Annotated in this window: 21 protein-coding genes, 1 tRNA gene and 1 riboswitch; of the genes, 18 read left to right on the plus strand and 4 right to left on the minus strand. The window is 60.2% G+C overall.

Going from position 1 to position 20,674, the window contains the following annotated elements; translation table 11 throughout:
- Positions 1-141 precede the first annotated feature (141 nt).
- From J5278_RS08720 to J5278_RS08765, 10 genes are all read left to right on the plus strand, one after another.
- Entirely contained in the window at positions 142-1,119 is a 978-nt protein-coding gene (locus J5278_RS08720; RefSeq protein WP_209184009.1) for an ABC transporter substrate-binding protein, read from the plus strand.
- A gap of 34 nt (positions 1,120-1,153) precedes the next feature.
- Positions 1,154-2,848, plus strand: coding sequence for an iron ABC transporter permease (locus tag J5278_RS08725; RefSeq protein ID WP_209184008.1), 1,695 nt, complete (start codon positions 1,154-1,156; stop codon positions 2,846-2,848).
- The gene (locus J5278_RS08730; protein ID WP_219258333.1) at positions 2,836-3,870 is read left to right on the plus strand and encodes an ABC transporter ATP-binding protein; all 1,035 of its coding nucleotides are present in this window, start codon (positions 2,836-2,838) and stop codon (positions 3,868-3,870) included. Before J5278_RS08725 ends, J5278_RS08730 begins: the two co-directional genes overlap by 13 nt.
- Positions 3,871-3,955: 85 nt before the next feature.
- On the plus strand, positions 3,956-4,951 hold the full coding sequence (locus tag J5278_RS08735; protein ID WP_209184006.1) for an isopenicillin N synthase family oxygenase: 996 nt from the start codon (positions 3,956-3,958) through the stop codon (positions 4,949-4,951).
- Between the two features lie 89 nt (positions 4,952-5,040).
- Positions 5,041-5,781 (plus strand): NUDIX hydrolase, encoded by a 741-nt coding sequence (locus J5278_RS08740; protein WP_247749107.1) that lies wholly within the window; start codon positions 5,041-5,043, stop codon positions 5,779-5,781.
- 69 nt (positions 5,782-5,850) lie between these two features.
- Positions 5,851-6,768, plus strand: coding sequence for a PhzF family phenazine biosynthesis protein (locus J5278_RS08745; RefSeq protein WP_209184004.1), 918 nt, complete (start codon positions 5,851-5,853; stop codon positions 6,766-6,768).
- 124 nt (positions 6,769-6,892) lie between these two features.
- Positions 6,893-6,968 (plus strand) — tRNA-Lys (locus tag J5278_RS08750).
- A gap of 229 nt (positions 6,969-7,197) precedes the next feature.
- Positions 7,198-7,431: a hypothetical protein gene (locus J5278_RS08755; RefSeq protein WP_142823126.1), complete on the plus strand. Its 234-nt coding sequence runs from the start codon at positions 7,198-7,200 to the stop codon at positions 7,429-7,431.
- Between the two features lie 372 nt (positions 7,432-7,803).
- Entirely contained in the window at positions 7,804-8,250 is a 447-nt protein-coding gene (locus J5278_RS08760; RefSeq protein ID WP_142823601.1) for a molybdopterin-dependent oxidoreductase, read from the plus strand.
- Positions 8,251-8,256: 6 nt separating this feature from the next.
- The gene (locus tag J5278_RS08765; protein WP_209184003.1) at positions 8,257-10,608 is read left to right on the plus strand and encodes a bifunctional diguanylate cyclase/phosphodiesterase; all 2,352 of its coding nucleotides are present in this window, start codon (positions 8,257-8,259) and stop codon (positions 10,606-10,608) included.
- A 21-nt stretch (positions 10,609-10,629) separates the two neighbouring features.
- Here the strand turns inward: J5278_RS08765 and J5278_RS08770 are convergent, their stop codons facing one another.
- Positions 10,630-11,238: a YkoF family thiamine/hydroxymethylpyrimidine-binding protein gene (locus J5278_RS08770; protein ID WP_209184002.1), complete on the minus strand. Its 609-nt coding sequence runs from the start codon at positions 11,236-11,238 to the stop codon at positions 10,630-10,632.
- Positions 11,233-11,345: riboswitch (TPP riboswitch) on the minus strand. Its footprint overlaps the gene before it by 6 nt.
- 157 nt (positions 11,346-11,502) lie before the next feature.
- Here J5278_RS08770 and xth point away from each other — a divergent pair.
- Positions 11,503-12,273, plus strand: a complete 771-nt coding sequence (gene xth, locus J5278_RS08775) for an exodeoxyribonuclease III (RefSeq protein WP_209184001.1) — start codon at positions 11,503-11,505, stop codon at positions 12,271-12,273.
- Here xth and J5278_RS08780 read toward each other — a convergent pair.
- The 3 genes from J5278_RS08780 to J5278_RS08790 are packed head-to-tail and all read right to left on the minus strand — an operon-like array spanning position 12,257 to position 13,372.
- Positions 12,257-12,745: an NUDIX domain-containing protein gene (locus J5278_RS08780; protein ID WP_209184135.1), complete on the minus strand. Its 489-nt coding sequence runs from the start codon at positions 12,743-12,745 to the stop codon at positions 12,257-12,259. The two genes, xth and J5278_RS08780, sit on opposite strands and share 17 nt — an antisense overlap.
- Before the next feature lies 1 nt (position 12,746).
- Complete coding sequence (locus tag J5278_RS08785; protein ID WP_209184000.1) at positions 12,747-13,010, minus strand: hypothetical protein; 264 nt, start codon at positions 13,008-13,010, stop codon at positions 12,747-12,749.
- Positions 13,011-13,039: 29 nt separating this feature from the next.
- Positions 13,040-13,372, minus strand: a complete 333-nt coding sequence (locus J5278_RS08790) for a hypothetical protein (protein WP_209183999.1) — start codon at positions 13,370-13,372, stop codon at positions 13,040-13,042.
- 217 nt (positions 13,373-13,589) lie between these two features.
- Between J5278_RS08790 and J5278_RS08795 the strand changes: the two genes are divergently transcribed.
- From J5278_RS08795 to J5278_RS08825, 7 genes are all read left to right on the plus strand, one after another.
- Positions 13,590-14,447: an SDR family oxidoreductase gene (locus J5278_RS08795; RefSeq protein ID WP_209183998.1), complete on the plus strand. Its 858-nt coding sequence runs from the start codon at positions 13,590-13,592 to the stop codon at positions 14,445-14,447.
- Positions 14,448-14,464: 17 nt separating this feature from the next.
- Positions 14,465-14,947: a pyridoxamine 5'-phosphate oxidase family protein gene (locus tag J5278_RS08800; RefSeq protein WP_142823118.1), complete on the plus strand. Its 483-nt coding sequence runs from the start codon at positions 14,465-14,467 to the stop codon at positions 14,945-14,947.
- A gap of 435 nt (positions 14,948-15,382) precedes the next feature.
- Positions 15,383-16,819, plus strand: coding sequence for an FAD/NAD(P)-binding protein (locus J5278_RS08805; RefSeq protein ID WP_209183997.1), 1,437 nt, complete (start codon positions 15,383-15,385; stop codon positions 16,817-16,819).
- A gap of 160 nt (positions 16,820-16,979) precedes the next feature.
- A complete protein-coding gene (locus J5278_RS08810) occupies positions 16,980-17,441 on the plus strand; it encodes an Rrf2 family transcriptional regulator (RefSeq protein WP_209183996.1) in 462 nt (153 codons plus the stop codon).
- 184 nt (positions 17,442-17,625) lie between these two features.
- Complete coding sequence (locus J5278_RS08815; RefSeq protein WP_209183995.1) at positions 17,626-19,119, plus strand: CHASE3 domain-containing protein; 1,494 nt, start codon at positions 17,626-17,628, stop codon at positions 19,117-19,119.
- Positions 19,116-19,562, plus strand: a complete 447-nt coding sequence (locus tag J5278_RS08820) for a response regulator (protein ID WP_374108266.1) — start codon at positions 19,116-19,118, stop codon at positions 19,560-19,562. The genes J5278_RS08815 and J5278_RS08820 overlap by 4 nt, the downstream gene beginning before the upstream one ends.
- Positions 19,559-20,617 carry a histidine kinase dimerization/phosphoacceptor domain -containing protein gene (locus tag J5278_RS08825; RefSeq protein WP_142823114.1) on the plus strand — a complete coding sequence of 353 codons (1,059 nt, stop codon included), beginning with the start codon at positions 19,559-19,561 and terminating at the stop codon, positions 20,615-20,617. The genes J5278_RS08820 and J5278_RS08825 overlap by 4 nt, the downstream gene beginning before the upstream one ends.
- Positions 20,618-20,674 lie beyond the last annotated feature (57 nt).

Consider the following 20,674-nt stretch of genomic DNA (forward strand, 5'->3'; position numbering starts at 1 on the left):
GGCGTTGTTGTGCCTGTTGGATGCAGTTCCCCATCGGTTGAGCACGCGACCGTTGCAAAATGCCATTGATTGCACGCCGACCTGTCACACATCTGTAAAACGCCGTCCCTATGGGAAGTGCAAACCAATGAGGACCGAGCCATGAAGACGATCGCTACCGCCGCCGCGCTGTTTGCCGCGAGCCTTGCCGCATTGCCGGCCTCCGCTGCCGATCTTGTGCTCTACACCAGCCAGCCGAACGAAGATGCGCAGGCGACCGTCGATGGCTTCATGGCCGCGAACCCGTCGATCAAGGTCGACTGGGTGCGTGATGGCACACCGAAGATCATGGCCAAGCTTCAGGCCGAGATGGTCGCTGGCAATCCCGTTGCCGACGTGCTTCTGATCGCCGACACCGTGACGCTCGAGCGGCTCAAGGAAGCTGGCAAGCTGATGGCCTACAAGTCTCCGGAAGCCGTGAACTACGATGCGTCGCTCTATGACGCAGGCGGTTACTATTATTCGACCAAGCTGATCACGACCGGCATCGTCTACAACACTGCCGCCGCCATGAAGCCGACCAGCTGGCAAGACCTGGCCAAACCGGAAGCCAAGGGCCTCGTGGTCATGCCGAGCCCCCTGACATCAGGTGCAGCGCTGATCCATGCGCAGACGCTGGCGGGTGTGCCGAGCCTCGGCTGGGATTTCTACAAGAGCCTCGCTGCCAACGGGGCGATTGCATCGGGCGGCAACGGCCAGGTGCTGAAGTCGGTGGCTTCAGGCGAAAAGGCCTATGGCATGATCGTCGACTACATGCCGATCCGCGAGAAGGCCAAGGGCGCACCGCTCGCCTTCGTCTTCCCGACCGAAGGCGTGTCCGCCGTCACCGAGCCGGTTGCGATCCTGTCGACGGCCAAGCACGCGGATGCTGCCAAGGCGTTCGTCGACTATGTGCTGTCCGAGAAGGGGCAGGCGGGTTTCGTCAAGCTCGGCTATATTCCGGCGCGCAACGGGGTTGCCATGCCAGAGGGCTTTCCGGCGCGCAGCACGATCAAGGTGCTGCCGCTCGATGCCGCAGCGGCTGTCAAGAATACCGACCAGGATCTGAAGACCTTCTCCTCGTTCTACGGTGTGAAGTGAGTTACAAGATCCCGTCGATCAACCTGGACCACGCATGACAGACTATCTTCGCCGGGGAAATGGCCAGCCAATCTGGCTGTTTCCCCTCGTTGTCCTTGCCGTTCTGATCCTGTCGGCCATGCCGCTGGTGCGCCTTGCCGTTGCCGGCATCGCAGCTCTGCTGCACGGCGGTGCATATGATCTCGTCTCCGATGCCGGCCTGTGGCAATCCACCTGGTACACGGTCGAGACCGCGGTGATCGGCACCGTCATTTCCGTGGCCATCGGCTGCCTGTTTGCCTTCCTGCTCGGTCTCACCGATCTTCCCGGAAAGGGCATTCTCAGTTTCCTCTTCGTGCTACCGATGATGATCCCGCCGCAGGTCACGGCGCTCGCCTGGGTGCAGATGAGCGGCCCCTCGAGCCCGCTGCTCAAAGCACTCCACATCGCGCCGCCGCTGGGGTCGCCACAGCCGCTCTATTCGATCGGCGGTATCGCGTTGCTCTACGGTGTGCAGCACGCGCCGCTGGTCTATCTCGCTCTGCGGGCCGGCCTGATGGCGTTGCCGCGCGATGGCGTCGAGGCTGCCCGGCTTTCCGGCGCGGGTGGCTTCCGGGTGTTTCGCGATGTCATCCTTCCGCTATCGATGCCGGGCATCGTTGCCGGTGCTGCGATCGCCTTCGTCTCGTCCATCGGCAATTTCGGCATTCCGGCGATCCTCGGCATTCCCGCCTCGATCTTCACGCTGTCGACGTTGATCTTCACCAAGTTCTCCGCTTTTGGCCCGCGCACATTCGGGGATGTCGCCGTGCTGTCGTCGATCATCGCGGTCATTTCGATTGCCGGGCTTGCGTTGCAGAACCGGGCGCTGCGAGGGCGGGATTACCGCGTCATCGGTCTCTCCGGTGCGTCAGCTGCCTTTGCGCTTGGACGCTGGAAACTTGCCGCCGGACCGCTGCTCTGGGGGCTGGTGTTCATCATGCTGGTGGCGCCATTCCTTGCGCTTGTCGCCGGCGCGCTGGTGCCTGCCTACGGCGTGCCGCTTTCGTTGAAGACGGCATCGTTGCATGCCTTCGAGGAAATCCTGTTTCACCAGTCGGTGACACGGGTCGCTTTTGGCAATTCGCTGTTTCTCGCTGGCGCCACAGCGCTCGGCCTGCTGGTGCTGACGGTGCTTGCCGCCTACGTGCTGACGAAGCGGCGGGACCTTGCCAGCCGGCTGCTGGCGGGGCTGATCGACATTCCCTATTCGCTGCCGGGGATCATCATCGCTGTCTGCTTCATCCTGCTGTTTGCAGCGCCCCTGCCGCTCATCCATGTCACGCTCTACGGCACGATCTGGATCATCCTGCTTGCCTACTTCTCGGCCTATTTTTCCGTCAGCCTCAAACCGGTGATGAGCGCGTTCCTGCAGCTTGATCCGGCGCTGGAAGAAGCGGCGCGGCTCTCGGGGGCAGGCTTCCGGCGCCGCCTGGTCGATATCATCGTGCCGCTGATAGCGCCGGCCGCCGGTGCCTCTGTCATCCTCGTATTTCTCATTGCCTGCAACGAGTTGACGGTGTCGGCGCTGCTCTGGTCGGCGGGCACGCAGACGCTTGGCGTGGTCATCTACAATCTCGACGACAGCGGCAGCTCCGACCTCGCATCTGCGATGTCCGTGCTGGTCGTTGCGATGGTGGTTCTCCTGATGCTGCTTCTGGAGCTTCTGGCCAATCGGCTGCCGAAGGGAGTGGTGCCGTGGCGCAGCTGATCCTCGATACGCTCAGCAAGGATTTCGGAACGGGTCGCGCCGCCGTCGAAGGACTTTCGCTGACCGTGCGCGAGGGTGGGTTCCTCGCGCTTCTCGGGCCATCCGGTTGCGGCAAGACGACGGTGCTGCGGATGATTGCCGGTTTCGAGCAGCCGACGGGAGGTTCGATCCATCTCGGCGACCGTTTGCTTGCCAATGCGATGTCCGCTCTCCTGCCGGAAAAACGCAATATGGCGATGGTGTTTCAGTCCTATGCGCTATGGCCGCACATGAACGTCGCCGACAATGTCGGTTATCCGCTCAAGGTCCGTGGCATTTCCGGTTTGGACTATCGCGACAGGGTGATGGAGGCGCTGCGCACCGTGCGGCTTGGTGATTATGCCGAGCGTCGCCCGGCTGACCTCTCTGGCGGCCAGCGACAGCGGGTGGCGCTGGCGCGCTGCCTGGTGACATCGCCCGACGTCGTGCTGCTCGACGAGCCACTCGCCAATCTGGACCGACATCTGAAGAAGGAGATGGAGGAAACGTTCCGCGAGTTCCACCAGCGCTCTGGTGCCACGATGGTCTATGTGACGCACGACCAGAGCGAGGCGATGGCGCTGGCAACGGATGTCGCCGTCATGTCGGAAGGCCGTTTGCTGCAAGTTGCCGAACCCGCCGAGATCTATGCCCGTCCCGAGGGGAAGCTGGTGGGTAGCCTGATTGGCCAAGGCAGCATTCTTTCGCTGCCGCTATCGCCCGAGACGGTCGGACGAGCCCTCGACTGGAGGGCGCTGGCGCCTCTGATGGCGGGTTCGTCGAGCAGTCGTGGCGCATCTGTCGATATTCTGGTGCGTCCGGAGGACGTCATCGCCGATGCCGAAGGGATCGAATGCAGCGTTGAGGCGGTGCTTTACGAGGGCGAACGCTATGCCGTGCGGCTAGCTCTGCCCGATGGCCAGGTCCTGCGCGCCTACACCCGCCATTCGGTGTCACCGGGCGACCGGATACCGGTGGTCATCCGCGCCGGCTGGAGGCTGTAGCCACTGAATGGCGATCTCCCTCATGAGGTGGTTGTCGCCCTCTGCCAGCTGTGTTTCAGTCGAGTGTCGTTCAAAAGGAGTCGCCATGCAGAGCACAGCTTTTCCAATCTTCGATCTCGGCGCCTATGAGGCTGCAGGGGCTTCCGATAAGCGAAGGCTTGGCAATGTTGTCGATGATATCTGCCGCTCGACAGGCTTCCTGGCAATCGCCAACCACGGCATCAGCGACGGCATTATTCAGGACATCTGGGCTACGACAAAGGCCTTCTTCGACTTGCCCGCGGCAGAGAAACAGCAGGCCAGTGCCCCTTATCCTGGCTATCCCTACGGTTATCTCGGGCCCGGCACGGAAGCGCTGGCTAAATCGCGTAACGTCGAGACACCGCCTGATCTGAAAGAGAGTTTCAATGGCGGGCCTCTGGCCGTACCGCCGGGTATGACGGATACGGAGGCGCTTAGCTTTTGCTATGCGGCGACGATCTGGCCATCTGCTCCGAAGGGTTTCACCGAGGCCTGGAAGAACTACTATAGCGCAATGGAAGACCTTGCTGCGCGGATCATGCGGGTGTTCGCGACGGCACTGCAGCTCGACGAACATTTTTTCGATGCCCATATCGACGCTCCCATCAGCGCCCTCAGAGCTCTCAATTATCCGGAACAGGCAGTGTCTCCCGAGCCGGGGCAACTGCGTGCGGGTGCGCATACGGACTATGGCAGCCTGACGATCCTGCTTCCGCAGCCGGGATCCAAGGGACTTGAGATCATCGCACCGGACGGCAGCTGGACACCGGTGCCGCCGGTACCCGGTGCATTTGTCATCAACATAGGCGATCTCATGGCGCTGTGGACCAACGACCGCTGGGTCTCGACTATGCACAGGGTGGTCAATCCGTCTGCGGAGGAGGGTGGGCTACAGCGTCGCCAGTCACTGGCCTTCTTTCACCAGCCGAACTGGTTTTCGGAAATCTCCTGCTTGCCGTCTTGCGTGGCGCCGGGCGATAGCCCGAAATATGCGCCTGTCCTTTCCGGCCCCTACCTCATGGGCAAGTTCAAATCGACCGTCACAGGAAAGGCCGGCTAAATTTCCCGATATCGAGATGCCATCGATGCGGTGGCTTGCACAGGCAGCACGCATCTCGACTTTCCGACCTCATGACACTGGAATTTATAATGAACACGACACGCATCGAAGAAACCGCCGGATGGCCGCCTGAGAAGACTGTTATTGCGGTTCCTGCCGTAGAACTGCGGGTGCTGGCCGGCGACCATCCGGTCCATCTTGCCAATGCCGATGCCATCACGGCCAACTGGGCAGCGGAGATTGCCGCCAACCCGACGCTGTTCGACGGCCGGATGGTGTTCCAGCGACGTCTGGAGATCACCTCTTCCGGAATTCGCGGCGAGGGTCACGTGGTGCCGTTCTCGTCCTTCATGTGGTGGCGCAAGCAGGCGGATCGCAGCGGCGGCTTTCATCTGTTCGGTTATCCCGTCATCGCCAGCTCCGATGGGGCGCTGGTGGCAATCAGGATGGGCGCGCATACCGCCAATCCCGGCCAGGTGTATTTTGCTGCCGGCTCGCTAGACGAACACGATATCGTCGACGGTTTCTGCGACATAGCCTCCAATATGCGTCGCGAGGTAGGGGAGGAAACCGGGCTCGATCTGGACCTTGCGACGGCCGATGGCGGATATTACGGGGTCCACCAGAACAGCACCGTCACGCTGTTTCGCATTTTCCGTTTTTCGCAGACGGCGGAAGAATTGGTGGCGGCAATCGAGCGGCACATGATTGACGACGAGGAGCAGGAAATTGCCGGCGCTGTGGTCATTCGTTCGGCCGATCCGAAGGCTCAGCCCTACCACGGGAGTATGGTGACCATCCTCGACTGGTATTTCAATCGGCAGGCTTGAGCCAGTCGCCTTGCACTTGGCAGCGCGGTCGGGCAGGTTGCCCGTCGTCGAAGATTTCAGGAGGCTGATTTGGCTCGCAGTTACGGCATCTACGATGTGTTCACCGATCGCAAACTGGCCGGCAATCCGCTGGCCGTGATCTTCGACGGGGACGGGCTCGGCGACGCGGAAATGCTTTCGATCGCGAGAGAGATGAACCTTTCGGAGACTGTCTTCGTCTGCTCGTCGACCAATCCTGCCCACAGCGCCAGCTTGCGGATATTCACGCCCGGGCGTGAACTGCCGTTTGCCGGCCATCCGACCGTCGGCACCGCTATAGCTCTTGCCGAGCGCAATCATGCCGGAAATGGCGGCGAACTCGATCTGGTGTGCGTGCTCGAGGAGAAGGTCGGACCGGTGCGCTGCGCCGTTCGCCTCCGCCAGCAGCAGGCGAGCTTTGCCGAATTCGACCTGCCGCGCAAATCGCAGCAGATCACCCTGCCGCTCGACAGGCTCGGGATCGCCAATGCCCTGGGATTGCAGCCGAGCGAACTCGCTTTCGAGAATCACGTCGTGTCGCTGTGGTCGGCCGGCGTGCCGTTCCTGCTCATTCCCGTGCGCGACATAGGCACCGCCGGGCGTGTGGAGTTCGATCCGCAGCTCTGGGAGAAGACCGTGCCCTTCGTCGACGGGGCATTGGCCTCGGCCTACCTCTACTGCCGAGGCGCGGTCAACCACACCGCAAAGTTCCATGCGCGGATGTTTGCCGCCGGCATGGGCATCGTTGAGGATCCTGCAACGGGGTCCGCAGTCGCCGCGCTGTCCGGCGCCATCCATCGTTTCGACAGGTTGCCGGATGGCCATCATCCGATCATCGTCGAACAGGGCGTGGAGATGGGCAGGCCGTCGCTCATCCATCTGCACATCGATGTCACCAATGGTGAAATTTCCAATGCGCGTATTGGCGGCCAGGCTGTTCGCATCGCGTCCGGAACGCTGGATCTTTGATTTTAAAGGGTTTTCTGACTTATCCGGTTTTTTTTGACAATTCGGCAAAGAAAATTCGTCAATCGGCTGGACAATGAAAGCGATCCTATTTATATCGCCCTCACACCGGAAGAACAAGCGGTGCGGGTGATTAGCTCAGTTGGTAGAGCAGCTGACTCTTAATCAGCGGGTCGTAGGTTCGAGCCCTACATCACCCACCAAATTCTCTTTAAAATCAATTTGTTGTAGGTATCCTTGGAGGATACCTACGGTCCGGGTACGCAAGTTCCGGTCTGGATCTTTCCGCGAATTCTATAAAATTCGTTAAGGAATTTCGCGCTTAGCGCGTCATCCGATAACCCCACCATTGTGCCGAATGCGTCATGTTACTAAGTTATGTATATCGGGACCTGCGAGGAGGATCGCCGATGGTCGATCAGGGAGGTGATGATGATCGAGGCTTCCACGCTTTTTCACGCTTCTGTTCACTACAGGGGCATTGCGCTGCATAACGGCGTACTCACCCTGCCACGCCTGCGGGCCATCGTTGGCAAGACGGCTCCGAAAAAGGCGAAAATTACCGATGCGGATATTGTCCGTGCGGTCACAAGCCGGGACGGGACGTTCGAACTTGACGGATGGCGGATCAAGGTCTCTGCCATCCACCAAGTCGATCGCCCTTAGTGCTGTCCAAGCCCTCAATCTTATCCAAGCCAGGTCTTTTTCAAAAGTCTGGAACTAAAGTGCTCGCTGAAGGGTTGCGCCGGCAGAATACAGAACTTTTCAGTGCAATTGAGCCGGGATCAAAATGCCACCCTGCACGTCAGGCGCGCTGTGGGTAGTGATCTGCCTGGCCAAGACCGGCTTTGGGAGATTGCTGGGCAGCAAGAGCAGTTGCAAATGATTGATCGGGTGATAACTGACCTTTCGGGGTTACCGGATTAAGAATTTTCAAGCGCACATATTTTAAAATTATTCGAATCGGAGCTTTTCTTGCGACAGTTATTTTGGGCGGTTATCGCAATCGCCGTCGGTCTTGCGGTGTCATCGGCCTCAATGGCGCAATCCCTTGCTGCGCCGAAGTCTGCGCCGATCCTGGTGATTTCGGGTGACATCACAAACACCAATGTTGCGGGGACTGCGCAGTTCGACCTGCCGATGCTGGAGGCCCTCGGCATGGAAAAGATGTCGACCAAGACGCCCTGGTACGAGGGCGTGGTGACGTTCGAAGGCGTGCCTATGGACAAGCTGATGAAGATGGTCGGGGCCAAAGGCACAAGCGTCCGCGCAGTCGCGCTCAACGACTACGCCATCAACATCCCGATTTCCGATTTCGCCGAGTACGGCACAATGCTGGCGATCAAGCGCGACGGTCAATATATGCCGGTTCGCGACAAGGGACCGCTGTTTATCGTCTATCCGTTCGACAGCAACAGCGAGTTGCAGACGCAGACATATTACGGCCGATCAGCCTGGCAACTCGCCAAGCTCGTCGTGGAGTAACAGGCGTTGCGAAGCACCACCGTTGCGTTCAGGAAGATCCAGTGGGTGCTCGCCGGGGTGGTCTGCTTTTTCGTCCTTTCTTCTTCCTATCTCTCCTATGTGATCATCGAGCGGCAGGAAGCCCTGCATCAGGTCGCAGGCTATAACGAGACCTGGAGCGTCAGCCAGACGTCCTCGGAATTGCTGCGGCTCGAAAAGACGCTGCTGGCCTATTCGGTCCCGGGTAGCGGCGTGTCGTTGAAAGATGTGCGGCTTCGGCTGGACATCATGTTCAATCGTCTCGGCGTATTGGAAAACGCCACCTTTCGAAACTTTGTCCGCAACGACAATTTCAACAAGTTGGCCATCGAACAGCTGAAGACGGCGCTTGATACGGTCGACCGTTCGATGCCGGCGAGCGATACGGCGCCATTCGATCCTCAGCCGGCATTGAAGATCCTCGCCGATATCGAGCCCGATGTCATTGCGCTCGGTTCCGCTGCAATCGAAAGCGGTGCGAAGAAGATCGATGAAGACGAGGCCGGTCTTGAGCGGCTGCATCTGATCTATACGGGCCTGACCGCTGGCCTCATCCTCTGCGGCATCGCTCTGATCATCCTTCTTGTCCAGCACAACCGGCTGCTTGCGCGCGCGCGCGACAAACTCAACAGGGCAACGGAAGAGCTGCAGCGCACATCGCGGGAAACCGACGCGCAGAATTTTCGCTATCTGACGGCCTTCAACAACATGACGCAGGCGCTGTGCATGTTTGACAAGGACGGCCGCATGATCGTCTGCAACGACCGCTTCTCGACGATGGCGGCGCGGCCGCGCGGCATCGCCAGCGGTACGTCCATCGACAGCATTGCCAAAACCTCCGAGTCCGGGTCTGGTTCTTCGACCTTCGAACAGCTTCTTGCCCTCCAGATTCCGCTGATCAAGGAAGCGCGGCGCGGCGTCTTCATGCATGAGGCTTCCGATCGCAAGGCCTACGTGGTGACCCACGAGCCGCTGCCGGAAGGCGGCTGGCTTGCGACCTACGAGGACATCACGGAGCGGCGTCGGCTGGATGCGCGCATCGCCCACATGGCCCATCACGATGCGCTGACCAATCTGGCGAACAGGGTGCTGTTCATGGAGATGCTGGAGCGCAAGCTGAAGGAGGCAAAGCGCGACGGCGACGCGGTGGCCGTATGTTTCCTTGACCTCGACGGCTTCAAGGATGTCAACGATACGATGGGGCACCACGTTGGAGACGAGCTTCTGCAGCGGGTATCGCAGCGCCTGCTCGCCCATGTCGGCCCCCGCGACGTCGTCGCCCGCATCGGCGGCGATGAGTTTGCTGTCATCAATATCCTTAAAGCCAACGAGGATTTGAGCGAGGAAGCCAGCGAGAAGGAGAGCCTGGAGCTGCCGATCCGGCTGGTTGCAGAGCTGACGCGTCCTTACCTGTTGGACGATCACGAGGTGACCATTGGCGCCAGCGTTGGCGTGGCAAAGTTTCCCCAGCATTCCTCGGATCCGGAAGAACTGTTGAAATACGCGGATCTGGCCATGTACGAGGCCAAGGCCGAAGGGAAGGGACGCGTGCGCGTCTTCCGTCCTGACATGGACGAGCGGCTGCTGGCGCGAAAGGCGCTGGAAGTCGATCTGCGCAAAGCGCTCAAGCGGCGCGAGATGGAAGTTTACTACCAGCCTCTCGTGGACACCGCGACGCGTCAGGTATCCGGCTACGAGGCGCTGTTACGGTGGAACCATCCCCGGATGGGTCAAATCCCGCCAATGGACTTCATCCCGATTGCCGAGGATACAGGGCTGATCGGCGCGCTCGGTGCGTGGGTGCTCAACCAGGCCTGCGCCGATGCCGTGCGCTGGCCTGACCACATCACGGTCGCCGTCAATCTTTCCCCGATCCAGTTCCGTAACGACAACCTGATCCAGACGGTCGTCGCGGCCCTGACGGATAGCGGGCTCGAGGCCGGCCGGCTGGAGCTGGAAATCACGGAATCCGTCCTGCTCGATGCAGGCGCCCATACGGCGTCGACCTTGCTGGCCCTCAAGAAACTCGGCATCTCGATTGCTATGGATGATTTCGGTACCGGCTATTCGTCGCTGTCCAATCTCAGAAGTTTCCCCTTCGACAAGATCAAGATCGATCGGTCGTTCATCCGCGAGTTGACCCTGCATTCGGAATCACTGTCCGTCGTCCGGCTCATCACCGCTCTTGCCCAGACCCTGGGGATGTCGACGACGGCGGAGGGCGTGGAGACCGAGGAGCAGTTCGCCGTTCTCCAGGAGATCGGCTGCACGCAGGTTCAGGGCTATCTGTTCGCCAAACCGAAACCGGCGCGAGACCTCGGCAACGATCCTCGACAGTAATGCTGGCTTCCCCGGTTGATCTCAGGATGACGAGGGGCTATGGGCAGATATAGTGATATCGAGCGTGACGTGGCCCATGGTCGGGCCAAAGCGGCAGAAGGCCTCGTTGATCGTCGCAAAGACCGCGCCGGCATCGCCGCGCAGCTTGGTGCAGAAGTTCTTTGAACTGTGGAACACGCCGGACTGCTTGAGGAAGTCGATGCAGCCGTAGATCTCGTCCATGTGCTGATCGATGCCGAGAACGTAGAGCGAGAATTGCGCGGAGACAGTCTCTCCCGTCAGGGGCGTTTCGCGAACGGCTGCGAGAGCCGCCTGCTTGCGTTCTTCGAGCGGTAGGGTGCTGACCATGCTGGTGCTTGGCGTGCAGATCGGATCGTCGGGTTCGCCGGGGCAGCCGCGCGATACCGTGGCGTGCAGTACGCAGTGCTTGCCCGATGAGGCTGCCGCCACGAAGAGGTCGCGCATCGCTGGAAATAGTACGTCGGTCGAGCCGACCAGCAGGGTCGAGAGATCGTCGGTCGACACCCGCATCTGGTCACGATAGGGGTCCAGAGCACCGAGCGCGCCGTGGATGACGCCGACGAAATCGTCGGTCATCGGATAAAGTGATATTTGTGCGCCTGAAAACATTTTAGCCCGCCTCGCTCCGCTGGTATTATCCAGATCAGCTTTAGGGTTTGGAAGCATGTGCGCTTCGGTCTCAGCCCCGGCAATACGGAGCACCCCTGTCGATCCCCTCTGATAGCATGGAGCGGAAGAGATAAAAGCAGATTTTTCCCGGGTCGGCCGAGGGAGTGGAACTGCAAGGTCATGGCAGGCCGCATGCATCCTTTTGCCGCCTGACCCGTTTGCGAGGCGAGAGTTGCGGCTTGCAACGCGCAGGGACGCCATCAGATGAAAATTGCGACCTACAATGTAAACGGCGTGAACGGTCGCCTCGAAAACCTGCTGCGCTGGCTCGACGAATTCAGTCCGGACATCGTCTGTCTGCAGGAATTGAAGGCGCCGGACACCCGCTTCCCGGCTCGGGAAATCGAGCGGGCAGGCTACGGGGCGATCTGGCATGGGCAGAAAAGCTGGAACGGCGTGGCAATCCTGGCGCGGGACGCTATGCCGCTGGAGACCAGACGCGGGTTGCCCGGTGATGACGATGGACAGAGCCGTTATATCGAGGCGGCAATCGGCGGCGTCCTGGTCGGCTGCCTGTACCTTCCGAACGGCAATCCGCAACCAGGCCCGAAGTTCGAATACAAGCTAGCCTGGTTCCAGCGCCTCGCCGACTATGCGACCGAGCTTCTGGAGCTCGAGGTCCCGGTCGTCCTTGCCGGCGATTTCAATGTGATGCCGACCGAACTCGACGTTTATAATCCGAAACGCTGGATCGACGATGCGCTGTTTCATCCCGATGTCCGCTACGCCTTCCGGGAGCTCCTCGATCAAGGCTGGACAGACGGCATACGGCAGATGCACCCCGATCAACGGATCTATACGTTCTGGAAATATCTCCGCAACGCCTATGCCCGCGATGCCGGTTTGCGCATCGACCACTTCCTCCTCAGTCCCTCGCTGGTCGAGCGGCTGTGCGACGCCGGGGTCGACAGGGACGTCCGCGGCTGGGCGCATGCCAGCGATCATGCTCCCGCGTGGATCACGCTCGACGACTAGGGACGTCAAGGCGCTCCATGAACGCCTTGAATGCCTCGAGAAACGGTCGTTGCCCCCGCAGCAGCTTGATTTCCGCCTGATCGAGATCGAACCAGCCGGCGCGGTCGACTTCCGGAAAACTTTGTATCTGGCCGGATTTCGGCGGCCACTGCATTTCGAAACTGTTGCTGACGATCGCGTCTGCATCGATCTCGGCATTGGCCGCGAAAGCGACGACGACTTTGCCACCAGGCTGTCTGATTTCCCCGAGCAGCGTGAACGGACCGTTGAGGCTGGTGCCGATCTCCTCGCGGACCTCCCGGCGGGCCGCGGCGAGATCGTCCTCGTCCGGTTCGATGCCGCCTTTTGGAAGCGACCAGGCGCCTTCGTCCTTGCGGGCCCAGAAGGGGCCGCCCGGATGGACGAGCAGGACTTCGGGTGCCCCATGTGTGGCAAAGCGGTAGATCAGTACGCCGGCACTGCGTTTCACAATCTCAACTCTTCGCGTCAGCCTTGAGGGATAGCCCGAAATCTCGATAGACACTGAGACAATCGGTATAGCTGAGAGTTCTGCTCTCGCCATAAGAAACATGGGCGTTGGAAGCGCCTATACCTGCCTCTTCGGCGACGAACAGGATAGCCTCACCCAGTGACAGGCCTACAATCATGTCGTCGGCGCCGTCATCGCTGTCGATCCCTGTTATCGTTGCGGCAAGTGCGCGCTTGGAGAAGACGACCTCTCGCTCTGCTGGCCTCATGTCTGCGGGTCCTCCCGTTCGGCACGGCTTCAGCCGCGCAATTCTGGATACTTGCGCTGCAGTTCGCTGTCGTCGGAGCAGGAGGTGTCAACTGCGGACAACTCGACCGATACTGCTTCGCCGACGTCGAGTTCGCCATCATGATGGAGTTCGACCTGGTCTCCATCGTGCCTGACGAGGGTCGCAGACGATGTGAAGCCGCGTTTTAGCAACCAATCGCGGGGTGCCTTGACGAGCAGGGTAACAGCAAACTTGCCATTCTCTTTTTCGGTCGCGACAGTCACGCTGTAGGAAACTGGCGCGGTTTCGTTGGCCAGCTCAAGCTTGCCGGTCGCGTCTGCCTTGTGCAGGGTGTTGGTCATGATGATCCTCTCATTGTCATGTTCAGAAACAAATTCGGGCCCTTGAAGTTCCGATCCGTGCCGTTCGATGGCGTGCGTGGCAAATTGCCGAACGCTCATCCGCAGCCTGCAGGCTTCAGTGCCGCCATCCTTCAGATTGAATTCGGAGACTTCGGTGGGGAACCATGACGCGCAACGCTGGTTAGTCTGGTCCAAGCCGACCAAAAGGAGACAGGCCATGAACGGTTATCCCAAGCCGCCATTTCCCACGCAGTCACAGTCCATCCCCGGCAAGACGGCCCGGATGGATCCGAAGCCCGACCACGGGGAGAGCTCCTACAAGGGGTCCGGACGTCTGGCCGGAAAGCGCGCCGTAATTACCGGCGGCGACAGCGGCATCGGCCGCGCCGTCGCAATCGCATTTGCGCGGGAGGGTGCGGATGTGCTCGTTTCTTATCTCGATGAGCACGAGGACGCAGCGGAGACGAAGCACTATGTCGAAGAGGCCGGACGCAAGGCGGTTCTGGTGCCCGGGGATATCCAGGATGCAGCCCATTGCCGGGCGATCATCGACAAGGCCGTATCCGAACTCGGAGGTATCGACATTCTCGTCAACAATGCCGCTCACCAGAATACCTTCAAGGATATCGCGGAGATATCCGATGAAGAGTGGGAGCTGACCTTCAAGGTCAACATCCACGCTATGTTCTACCTGACAAAAGCAGCCGTCGAACACATGGCCCCCGGTAGCTCGATCATCAACACGACCTCGGTCAATGCCGACATGCCAAATCCGACGTTGCTTGCCTATGCAACGACCAAGGGCGCCATCCAGAACTTTACGGGCGGATTGGCGCAGATGCTGGCCGAGAAGGGGATTCGCGCCAATGCCGTTGCGCCGGGCCCGATCTGGACGCCGCTTATCCCATCCACCATGCCGGAAGAGAACGTTACCAACTTCGGCAAGCAGACGCCAATGAAGCGGCCGGGGCAGCCGGCGGAACTCGCAACAGCTTACGTCATGCTTGCAGATCCGCTGTCGAGCTATGTTTCCGGTACCACTATTGCAGTCACCGGCGGCAAGCCGTTCATCTAGTCAAAAGAGGAAATGTCATGACACAGGAAAACGAAAAGGTCGCACGCACCTGGGAATTGATGGAGAAGATCCTTTTCTGCATGCTTTCCACCCGGGTCGGCGAGGACATCCGTTCGCGGCCAATGGCAGCCCATTTCGAGCCGATTGAAAATGCGATCTATTTTCTGACGGACGTGGCTAGCCACAAGGACGAGGAAATCGAGCGCCGGCATAATGTCGGCCTGTCCTTTGCCGACACAAAGGGCCAGAAGTATGTTTCCGTGACGGGCGATGCAGAAGTGTCTAACGACCGTGAGCGGATCCGCGAACTTTTCTCGACGCCCGCCAAAGCCTGGTGGGAAAGCGCGGAGGACCCGTCTATCCGGGTTCTGAAAGTCACGCCGAAATATGCGGAATACTGGGATAGCCCAGGCACCGTCGTCAGCTACGTCAAGATGATTGCCGCAGCCATGTCGAGCGCCAAGCCCGACATGGGCGAGAATGCCAAGGTTTCGCTTTAAGGAGCAGGGTTTCTTCAGCCCTTTTCGCCCGGCAGCCCATGTGGGCTTGCCGCTTTGAGCATCGAGAGTAGGTCGGTCCGAAGGTCTCCTCAGATCTTCGGGCCGATTTTGTTTATCAGCGATGGCTTCTTCCGTTGGCCATCGCCAGTCCGAATACGCCGCAGAGTACAGCAACCAGCAGGTAGTCGAATGCTGTCAGCAGTCTGAAGATTTCCATGTTTTTCTCCTCCTCAAGAGAGCGTCCAGTGTACTCCTCTTTGGATGGGTCGTCATGAATAAAATTCAGGGTTGCGGAAAAGCTCGAAAAAACATTCCGCTGCCCGTCTCATGAGGGGAAGCCCTTCCCTTGTCACGCCGCCACCAGCGTATATTGATCGCGCGACGCCCGGAGTAGAGTTAGGCTTCCGGCAGGCGATGCATAAAAAGGACTAGCTGATGCTTTCTTCGCCCGAGACAATTCCTGTTGTTGCCATTGTTGGAGGTGGTGTCTCAGGGGCGGCGGTTGCCTACCATCTGGCGGGAACAGGTCTGTTCGGCAGGCAACAGATAGTACTCTTCGAACCACGGGCATTGCTTGGCGCAGGTCTCGCCTACGACACTGTCGAGCCTGCCCACCGCATCAACGTGCCATCCACCCGCATGAGCCTGTTTCCGGATGATCCAGAGCACTTCCAGCGCTGGATCGATGCGAACGAGGCTCTTGCCGACGATCCTGACGCACTGGCAGCCAGCGGCGCCCTGTATCCGAGGCGCGGTCTTTTCGGACGCTACATGAACGCGATGATCCGGCCGCTGGTCGAGAGCGGTTCCATCCGCCATGTCCGCGAGCGCGTGCTCTCGGCCGATCGCCTCAATGGCCGGTGGCATCTGACGGGCGAGGGAGGCTATGTTATCGACGCCGATATACTCGTCATTGCGACCAGCCATCCGGCACCGTCCGCACCGGAGCCGCTTGCCAGCGTTCTTGCCGGAGATCCGCGCTTTGTCGCCGACCCGACCCGGCGGGTCGCGCTCGACCCGATCGGTGTCGACGACCGTGTGCTGATCGTCGGCAACGGGCTGACATCGGCAGATGTCGTTGCAGCGCTTGGTCTGCGAGGCCATCGGGGACAGATCACAGCGGTATCACGCCGAGGCTTGCGATCGCGCGGTCATCCTTCGATGCCGCAGGATCCGTTCGGCGATTTCACCTCCGAGCCTGCGCAGACTGCATCAGGACTTCTCAAACGCGTGCGGGCGGCCATTCGCGAAGCGGGCAGGGAGGGGCTTAGCTGGCATGCGGTCATCGATCAGGTGAGGGGCCATGGCGAGGCGCTGTGGCGCGGCCTGCCGGTCGGGGAGAGGCGGCGGATCGCACGTCACCTTCGGCCGTTCTGGGACGTCCACCGGTTCCGTGTCGCGCCGCAAGTCGAGGCTGCCAGCGAGGAGGCAATCGCCGACGGCCGAATGACCGTGCTGGCTGGCTCCGTGGCCGAAGTTGCAATCGACCGAGATGGCATCCTCTGCGTGCTACGGCTCGGGCGGTCGCGCCAGCGGGTCGAGCGGCATTTCGATGCGGTGGTGGTCACAACGGGGCCGGGGCATGGCGGCATCCTTCGCAGCCAGCCCTTCCTGGCAGGTCTGGCCGAACGAGGCTATCTGGTGAACGACCCAACGCGGCTCGGTCTCGACTGCAATGCAAATTCACAAGCGATCGGTACGTCCGGCACGGCGACGGAATCCCTGTTCATATCGGGACCGCTGGCGCGCGGTACATTCGGCGAACTGATGGGCCTGCCGCAGGTAACGGAGCACGCGGTCTTCGTCGCATCCGGCGTTGCAGATACGGTCCGTGCAATGTTTCCAGCGACGCAGCGCCTGCACAGCATCTAGCGGGTTGCGGCCGCCTCTCGTCCAAACGCAATTTTATCGTCTTATAAGCCTGCAATTTCTGCGATATCGGCTTGCCCGCGCGCTCTCCCGGCGTTACGCAGCTTGCGTGATTGCCGATCAGCGAGATGCTGCGGTCGTGCGTCTTCAGGTAACGAATCTCATGCTGACAAAAAAAGGAAAATACGGTCTCAAGGCGTTGGTCGATCTTGCTCGTCTGGGCCCGGGCGAAACTGCCTTCATCAACGATGTTGCTGTGCGCAACAACATTCCGAAGAAGTTTCTCGATGCGATTTTGCTGGAGTTGCGAAATTCCGGCGTGCTGCGCTCGAAGAAGGGCCCCGGGGGCGGCTATTCGCTGTCTCGTCCTGCGGCCGAAATCCGTATCGGCCATGTGATCCGCACCCTTGACGGGCCGCTGGCGCCAATCCGTTGTGCAAGCCGTACTGCCTTTGAAGCCTGCGACGACTGTGCCGATCCGGCAGGCTGCCAGGTACGGAGGTCGATGACCGTGGTTCGCGACGCCGTCGCAACGATCCTCGACAATATGACGCTTGAGCAATTCGTGGCGAGCGGGACGCAAGGGCTAGATGCTGAAGAAGCGCTTGTTTCCGTGACGGGCTAGGTAGACCACGTCCCCGGGCTCCCAATAGGCGGCTTAACGAGATGCCACGAATATCGATTATTTTTCAGAGGCCTGGGAACCATTTCAATCCAGGGGCGTTCCCGAAGGGATCGGTGGCGTCGCTACAGGCGCATCTCGTCTGGCCTGGCCTGATAACGGTCGGCATGGGTGCATCGTAGCTAAAATGATACGTTTCAATAAATCGATTTCCAGCTCCATCCCTGCGATCCTGACCGTTGGCGCTATAACCCTGCTCCTCGTTGTTCTCGGCGCTCTGTATTTCAGCGGTCGTGCGGCGGAGGAGGCGGACAGCGCTGTCGATGCAAGCCGTCTCAACAATCGCGTGCTCAACCTTCTGAGTTCGGCGCAGGATGCCGAAACCGGACAGCGCGGCTATCTTCTGACCGGCGATGCGCGTTATCTTGCGCCGTTCACGAAATCCGCAGTGTCGATCCCGGCCGAAATTGCCGCGCTCACGCCGCGCCTGCTCGAGATCGGCGTTCCCCAGTCTTCGCTGGACAATCTCAAATCCCTCATGGATCGAAAGCTCGCGGAGATGAAACGCACGGTGGACCTGCGTTCCGCCGGTGACACTGCCGGTTCGATCGCGTTGGTCGAATCGAATGTCGGGATCGAGCTGATGGATGAAATCCGTCGTGAGATCAATGTCATCCAGCAGCGCGGCATCGTCAATTCGGGCGACCATATCGCCTCGCTCAGGGCATCGACGACGTCACTTTCGGCGATCATTGCCGTCAGTGCGGCCTTGCTCGTGGCACTAGCCGCCGGCGCGTTCAAGCTTATCCGCGATCACCATAGGCAGATCGAGGCGGCACGACTGCAGCTTGCCAGTGCGAACGAAACGCTGGAAGAGACAGTGGTCGCCCGCACTCAAGGGCTGCAAAGGGCAAACGACGAGCTGCAGGCCTACGCCTACATCGTCAGCCACGATTTGCGCGCGCCGCTCGTCAACATCATGGGCTTCACGGAGGAGCTCGATCGCGCCGCACAGGTGTTCAAGTCATACCTCGAGAAAAACAATGCCGATCTCACAACGATCGAAGGTCGTGCGGCCATCGAGGCAGTCGACACGGATATCCCGGAAGCACTTGGTTTCATCCGGACTTCGATGCGTCGGATGGACAATCTGATCAACCAGATCCTTGTGCTTGCGCGGGCCGGAAACCGCGAACTGCAACGCGATCGGATCAAGCTGTCGGAGCTGGTCGAGGACACGCTGGGTACGCTCCGTCACCGGTTGGACGAGGCCGAGATCGAAGTGGATATACAGGGTGTCCTTCCTGAGGTGCAGTCCGACCGGCTGGCTCTGCAGCAGATCGTCGGCAACCTGCTGGACAATGCCATCAAGTACCTGGACCCCTCACGGCGCGGTAAGATCTCCATTTCCGGCAGGCGCCACGGTATGTTCGCGAGCGTCGAAATCAGCGATAATGGACGGGGAATCGCTGCAGGCGACCAAGAGAGGATTTTCGAACTGTTCCGGCGCTCGGGCAGACAGGACATGCCGGGCGACGGCGTCGGCCTTGCCCATGTTCGCGCGCTGGCCCGGCGTCTCGGCGGAGATGTTACCGTTAGTTCCGAGCTGGGGCAGGGGACAACGTTCGAAGTTAAGATTGCTGCCGATATGGCCCGATTGAAAAGAGAAGATTCGAAATGATGAGTTCCCCGAATACCGTCAAGATCATCATGATCGAAGACGATGAAGGCCACGCACGGCTGATCGAGAAGAATATCCGTCGTGCCGGCGTCACCAACGAGATTGTGCCCTTCGTCACAGGCGGAGATGCGCTCGACTTCATGCTTGGCAAGGATGGCAGTGGCGAGCCTTCGCGTGGGCAGCCCATCCTCATCCTGCTCGACCTCAATCTTCCCGACATGAGCGGGCTGGATATTCTGCAGAAGGTCAAGGCCAACGAGCATACGAGGCGGGCAATGGTGATCGTTCTGACGACCACCGACGACCCGCGCGAAATCGCCCGTTGCTACGACCTCGGCGCAAACGTCTATGTCAGTAAACCGATGCAATACGACAAGTTCGTGCATGCGATACAGCAGCTCGGCATGTTCGTTGCCGTCATGAAGATCCCGGAGGTGGAATGATAGAGCTGGATGCTGCGGCGGATGCTGCGATCCATATTCTCTATATAGACGACGATGAAGCACTCGGCGTGCTGACGCGCAAGAACATGCAGCGTCGCGGCTACGAGCTTCATCTGGCGAAGGATGGCGCTGCTGGCCTGGCGCGTCTTGCCGAAGGCGGCATTGACGCGATTGTCCTCGACCATTTCCTCGAAGGGGAAACGGGGCTGGACCTGCTGCCCTGCATCGTCTCCGGTGCCGATCATCCGCCGGTCATCTACGCGACCGGATCGGGAGATGCCGGCGTTGCAGTTGCGGCCCTGAAGGCCGGCGCCGACGACTATGTCATGAAGGGCGTTTCGTCCGATTATTTCGACCTGTTGGCCGCAGCGTTGGCCCAAGGGTTGGAGCGGGCGCGCTTTCGACGCGATACGTTGCGCGCCCAGGCGGTGATCCGCCATGAACGCGACCGCGCCGAGCTACTGCTCTCCGAAGTCAACCATCGGATCGCCAACAGCCTCGGCCTGGTGGCCGCGCTGATCCGCATGCAGGCTTCCGTCACCAAGGATCAGGTGACCATCGACGCGCTGCAGGAAACGCAGATCCGCATCAACGCCATCGCCAGCGTCCACCGGCGGCTCTACACCAGCCACGAGGTCGGTACCGTCCGGGTAAAGGAATATCTGGAGAGCCTGCTTGCCGAACTCGAGGCGTCCATGCGCGACGAGCAGCGGCCGCATAGCGTGAAGGTCGAGTGCGACGATGTCATCCTGTCGACTGACAAGGTGATCACGCTTGGCCTGATCATTAGTGAACTTGTCACCAACGCGTATAAGTACGCCTATCCCGCCGGCCAGACCGGTGAAATCCGCGTGGTTGTCGACCAGACTGGCCAGGGTGGCCTCCGCGTGCATGTCGAAGACGACGGCGTCGGCTTCGACCGGACGGCTCCGGCCAAGGGCACGGGACTTGGCACCAAGATCCTGACGGCGATGGCATCCAGCCTGAAGTCCAGCATTCTCTACGCCCCCGACCGCCAGGGCACGCGGGCGATGTTGAATTTCTCTATCGACTGATCGATGCGGCGCGCGACTTGCAAGTGCTGTGAATGTTGCCTTTCTGTCGCCTTGGTT

The organism is Rhizobium sp. B21/90, assembly GCF_019355815.1.
GTDB lineage: Bacteria > Pseudomonadota > Alphaproteobacteria > Rhizobiales > Rhizobiaceae > Rhizobium > Rhizobium rhododendri.

Coding starts and splice junctions, on each gene's coding strand:
- J5278_RS08720 (WP_209184009.1), top strand. CDS start 142: ATGAAGACGATCGCTACCGCCGCCGCGCTGTTTGCCGCGAGCCTTGCC.
- J5278_RS08725 (WP_209184008.1), top strand. CDS start 1,154: ATGACAGACTATCTTCGCCGGGGAAATGGCCAGCCAATCTGGCTGTTT.
- J5278_RS08735 (WP_209184006.1), top strand. CDS start 3,956: ATGCAGAGCACAGCTTTTCCAATCTTCGATCTCGGCGCCTATGAGGCT.
- J5278_RS08740 (WP_247749107.1), top strand. CDS start 5,041: ATGAACACGACACGCATCGAAGAAACCGCCGGATGGCCGCCTGAGAAG.
- J5278_RS08755 (WP_142823126.1), top strand. CDS start 7,198: ATGATCGAGGCTTCCACGCTTTTTCACGCTTCTGTTCACTACAGGGGC.
- J5278_RS08760 (WP_142823601.1), top strand. CDS start 7,804: ATGGCGCAATCCCTTGCTGCGCCGAAGTCTGCGCCGATCCTGGTGATT.
- J5278_RS08770 (WP_209184002.1), bottom strand. CDS start 11,238: ATGTTTTCAGGCGCACAAATATCACTTTATCCGATGACCGACGATTTC.
- xth (WP_209184001.1), top strand. CDS start 11,503: ATGAAAATTGCGACCTACAATGTAAACGGCGTGAACGGTCGCCTCGAA.
- J5278_RS08785 (WP_209184000.1), bottom strand. CDS start 13,010: ATGAGGCCAGCAGAGCGAGAGGTCGTCTTCTCCAAGCGCGCACTTGCC.
- J5278_RS08790 (WP_209183999.1), bottom strand. CDS start 13,372: ATGACCAACACCCTGCACAAGGCAGACGCGACCGGCAAGCTTGAGCTG.
- J5278_RS08795 (WP_209183998.1), top strand. CDS start 13,590: ATGAACGGTTATCCCAAGCCGCCATTTCCCACGCAGTCACAGTCCATC.
- J5278_RS08800 (WP_142823118.1), top strand. CDS start 14,465: ATGACACAGGAAAACGAAAAGGTCGCACGCACCTGGGAATTGATGGAG.
- J5278_RS08805 (WP_209183997.1), top strand. CDS start 15,383: ATGCTTTCTTCGCCCGAGACAATTCCTGTTGTTGCCATTGTTGGAGGT.
- J5278_RS08810 (WP_209183996.1), top strand. CDS start 16,980: ATGCTGACAAAAAAAGGAAAATACGGTCTCAAGGCGTTGGTCGATCTT.
- J5278_RS08815 (WP_209183995.1), top strand. CDS start 17,626: ATGATACGTTTCAATAAATCGATTTCCAGCTCCATCCCTGCGATCCTG.
- J5278_RS08820 (WP_374108266.1), top strand. CDS start 19,116: ATGATGAGTTCCCCGAATACCGTCAAGATCATCATGATCGAAGACGAT.
- J5278_RS08825 (WP_142823114.1), top strand. CDS start 19,559: ATGATAGAGCTGGATGCTGCGGCGGATGCTGCGATCCATATTCTCTAT.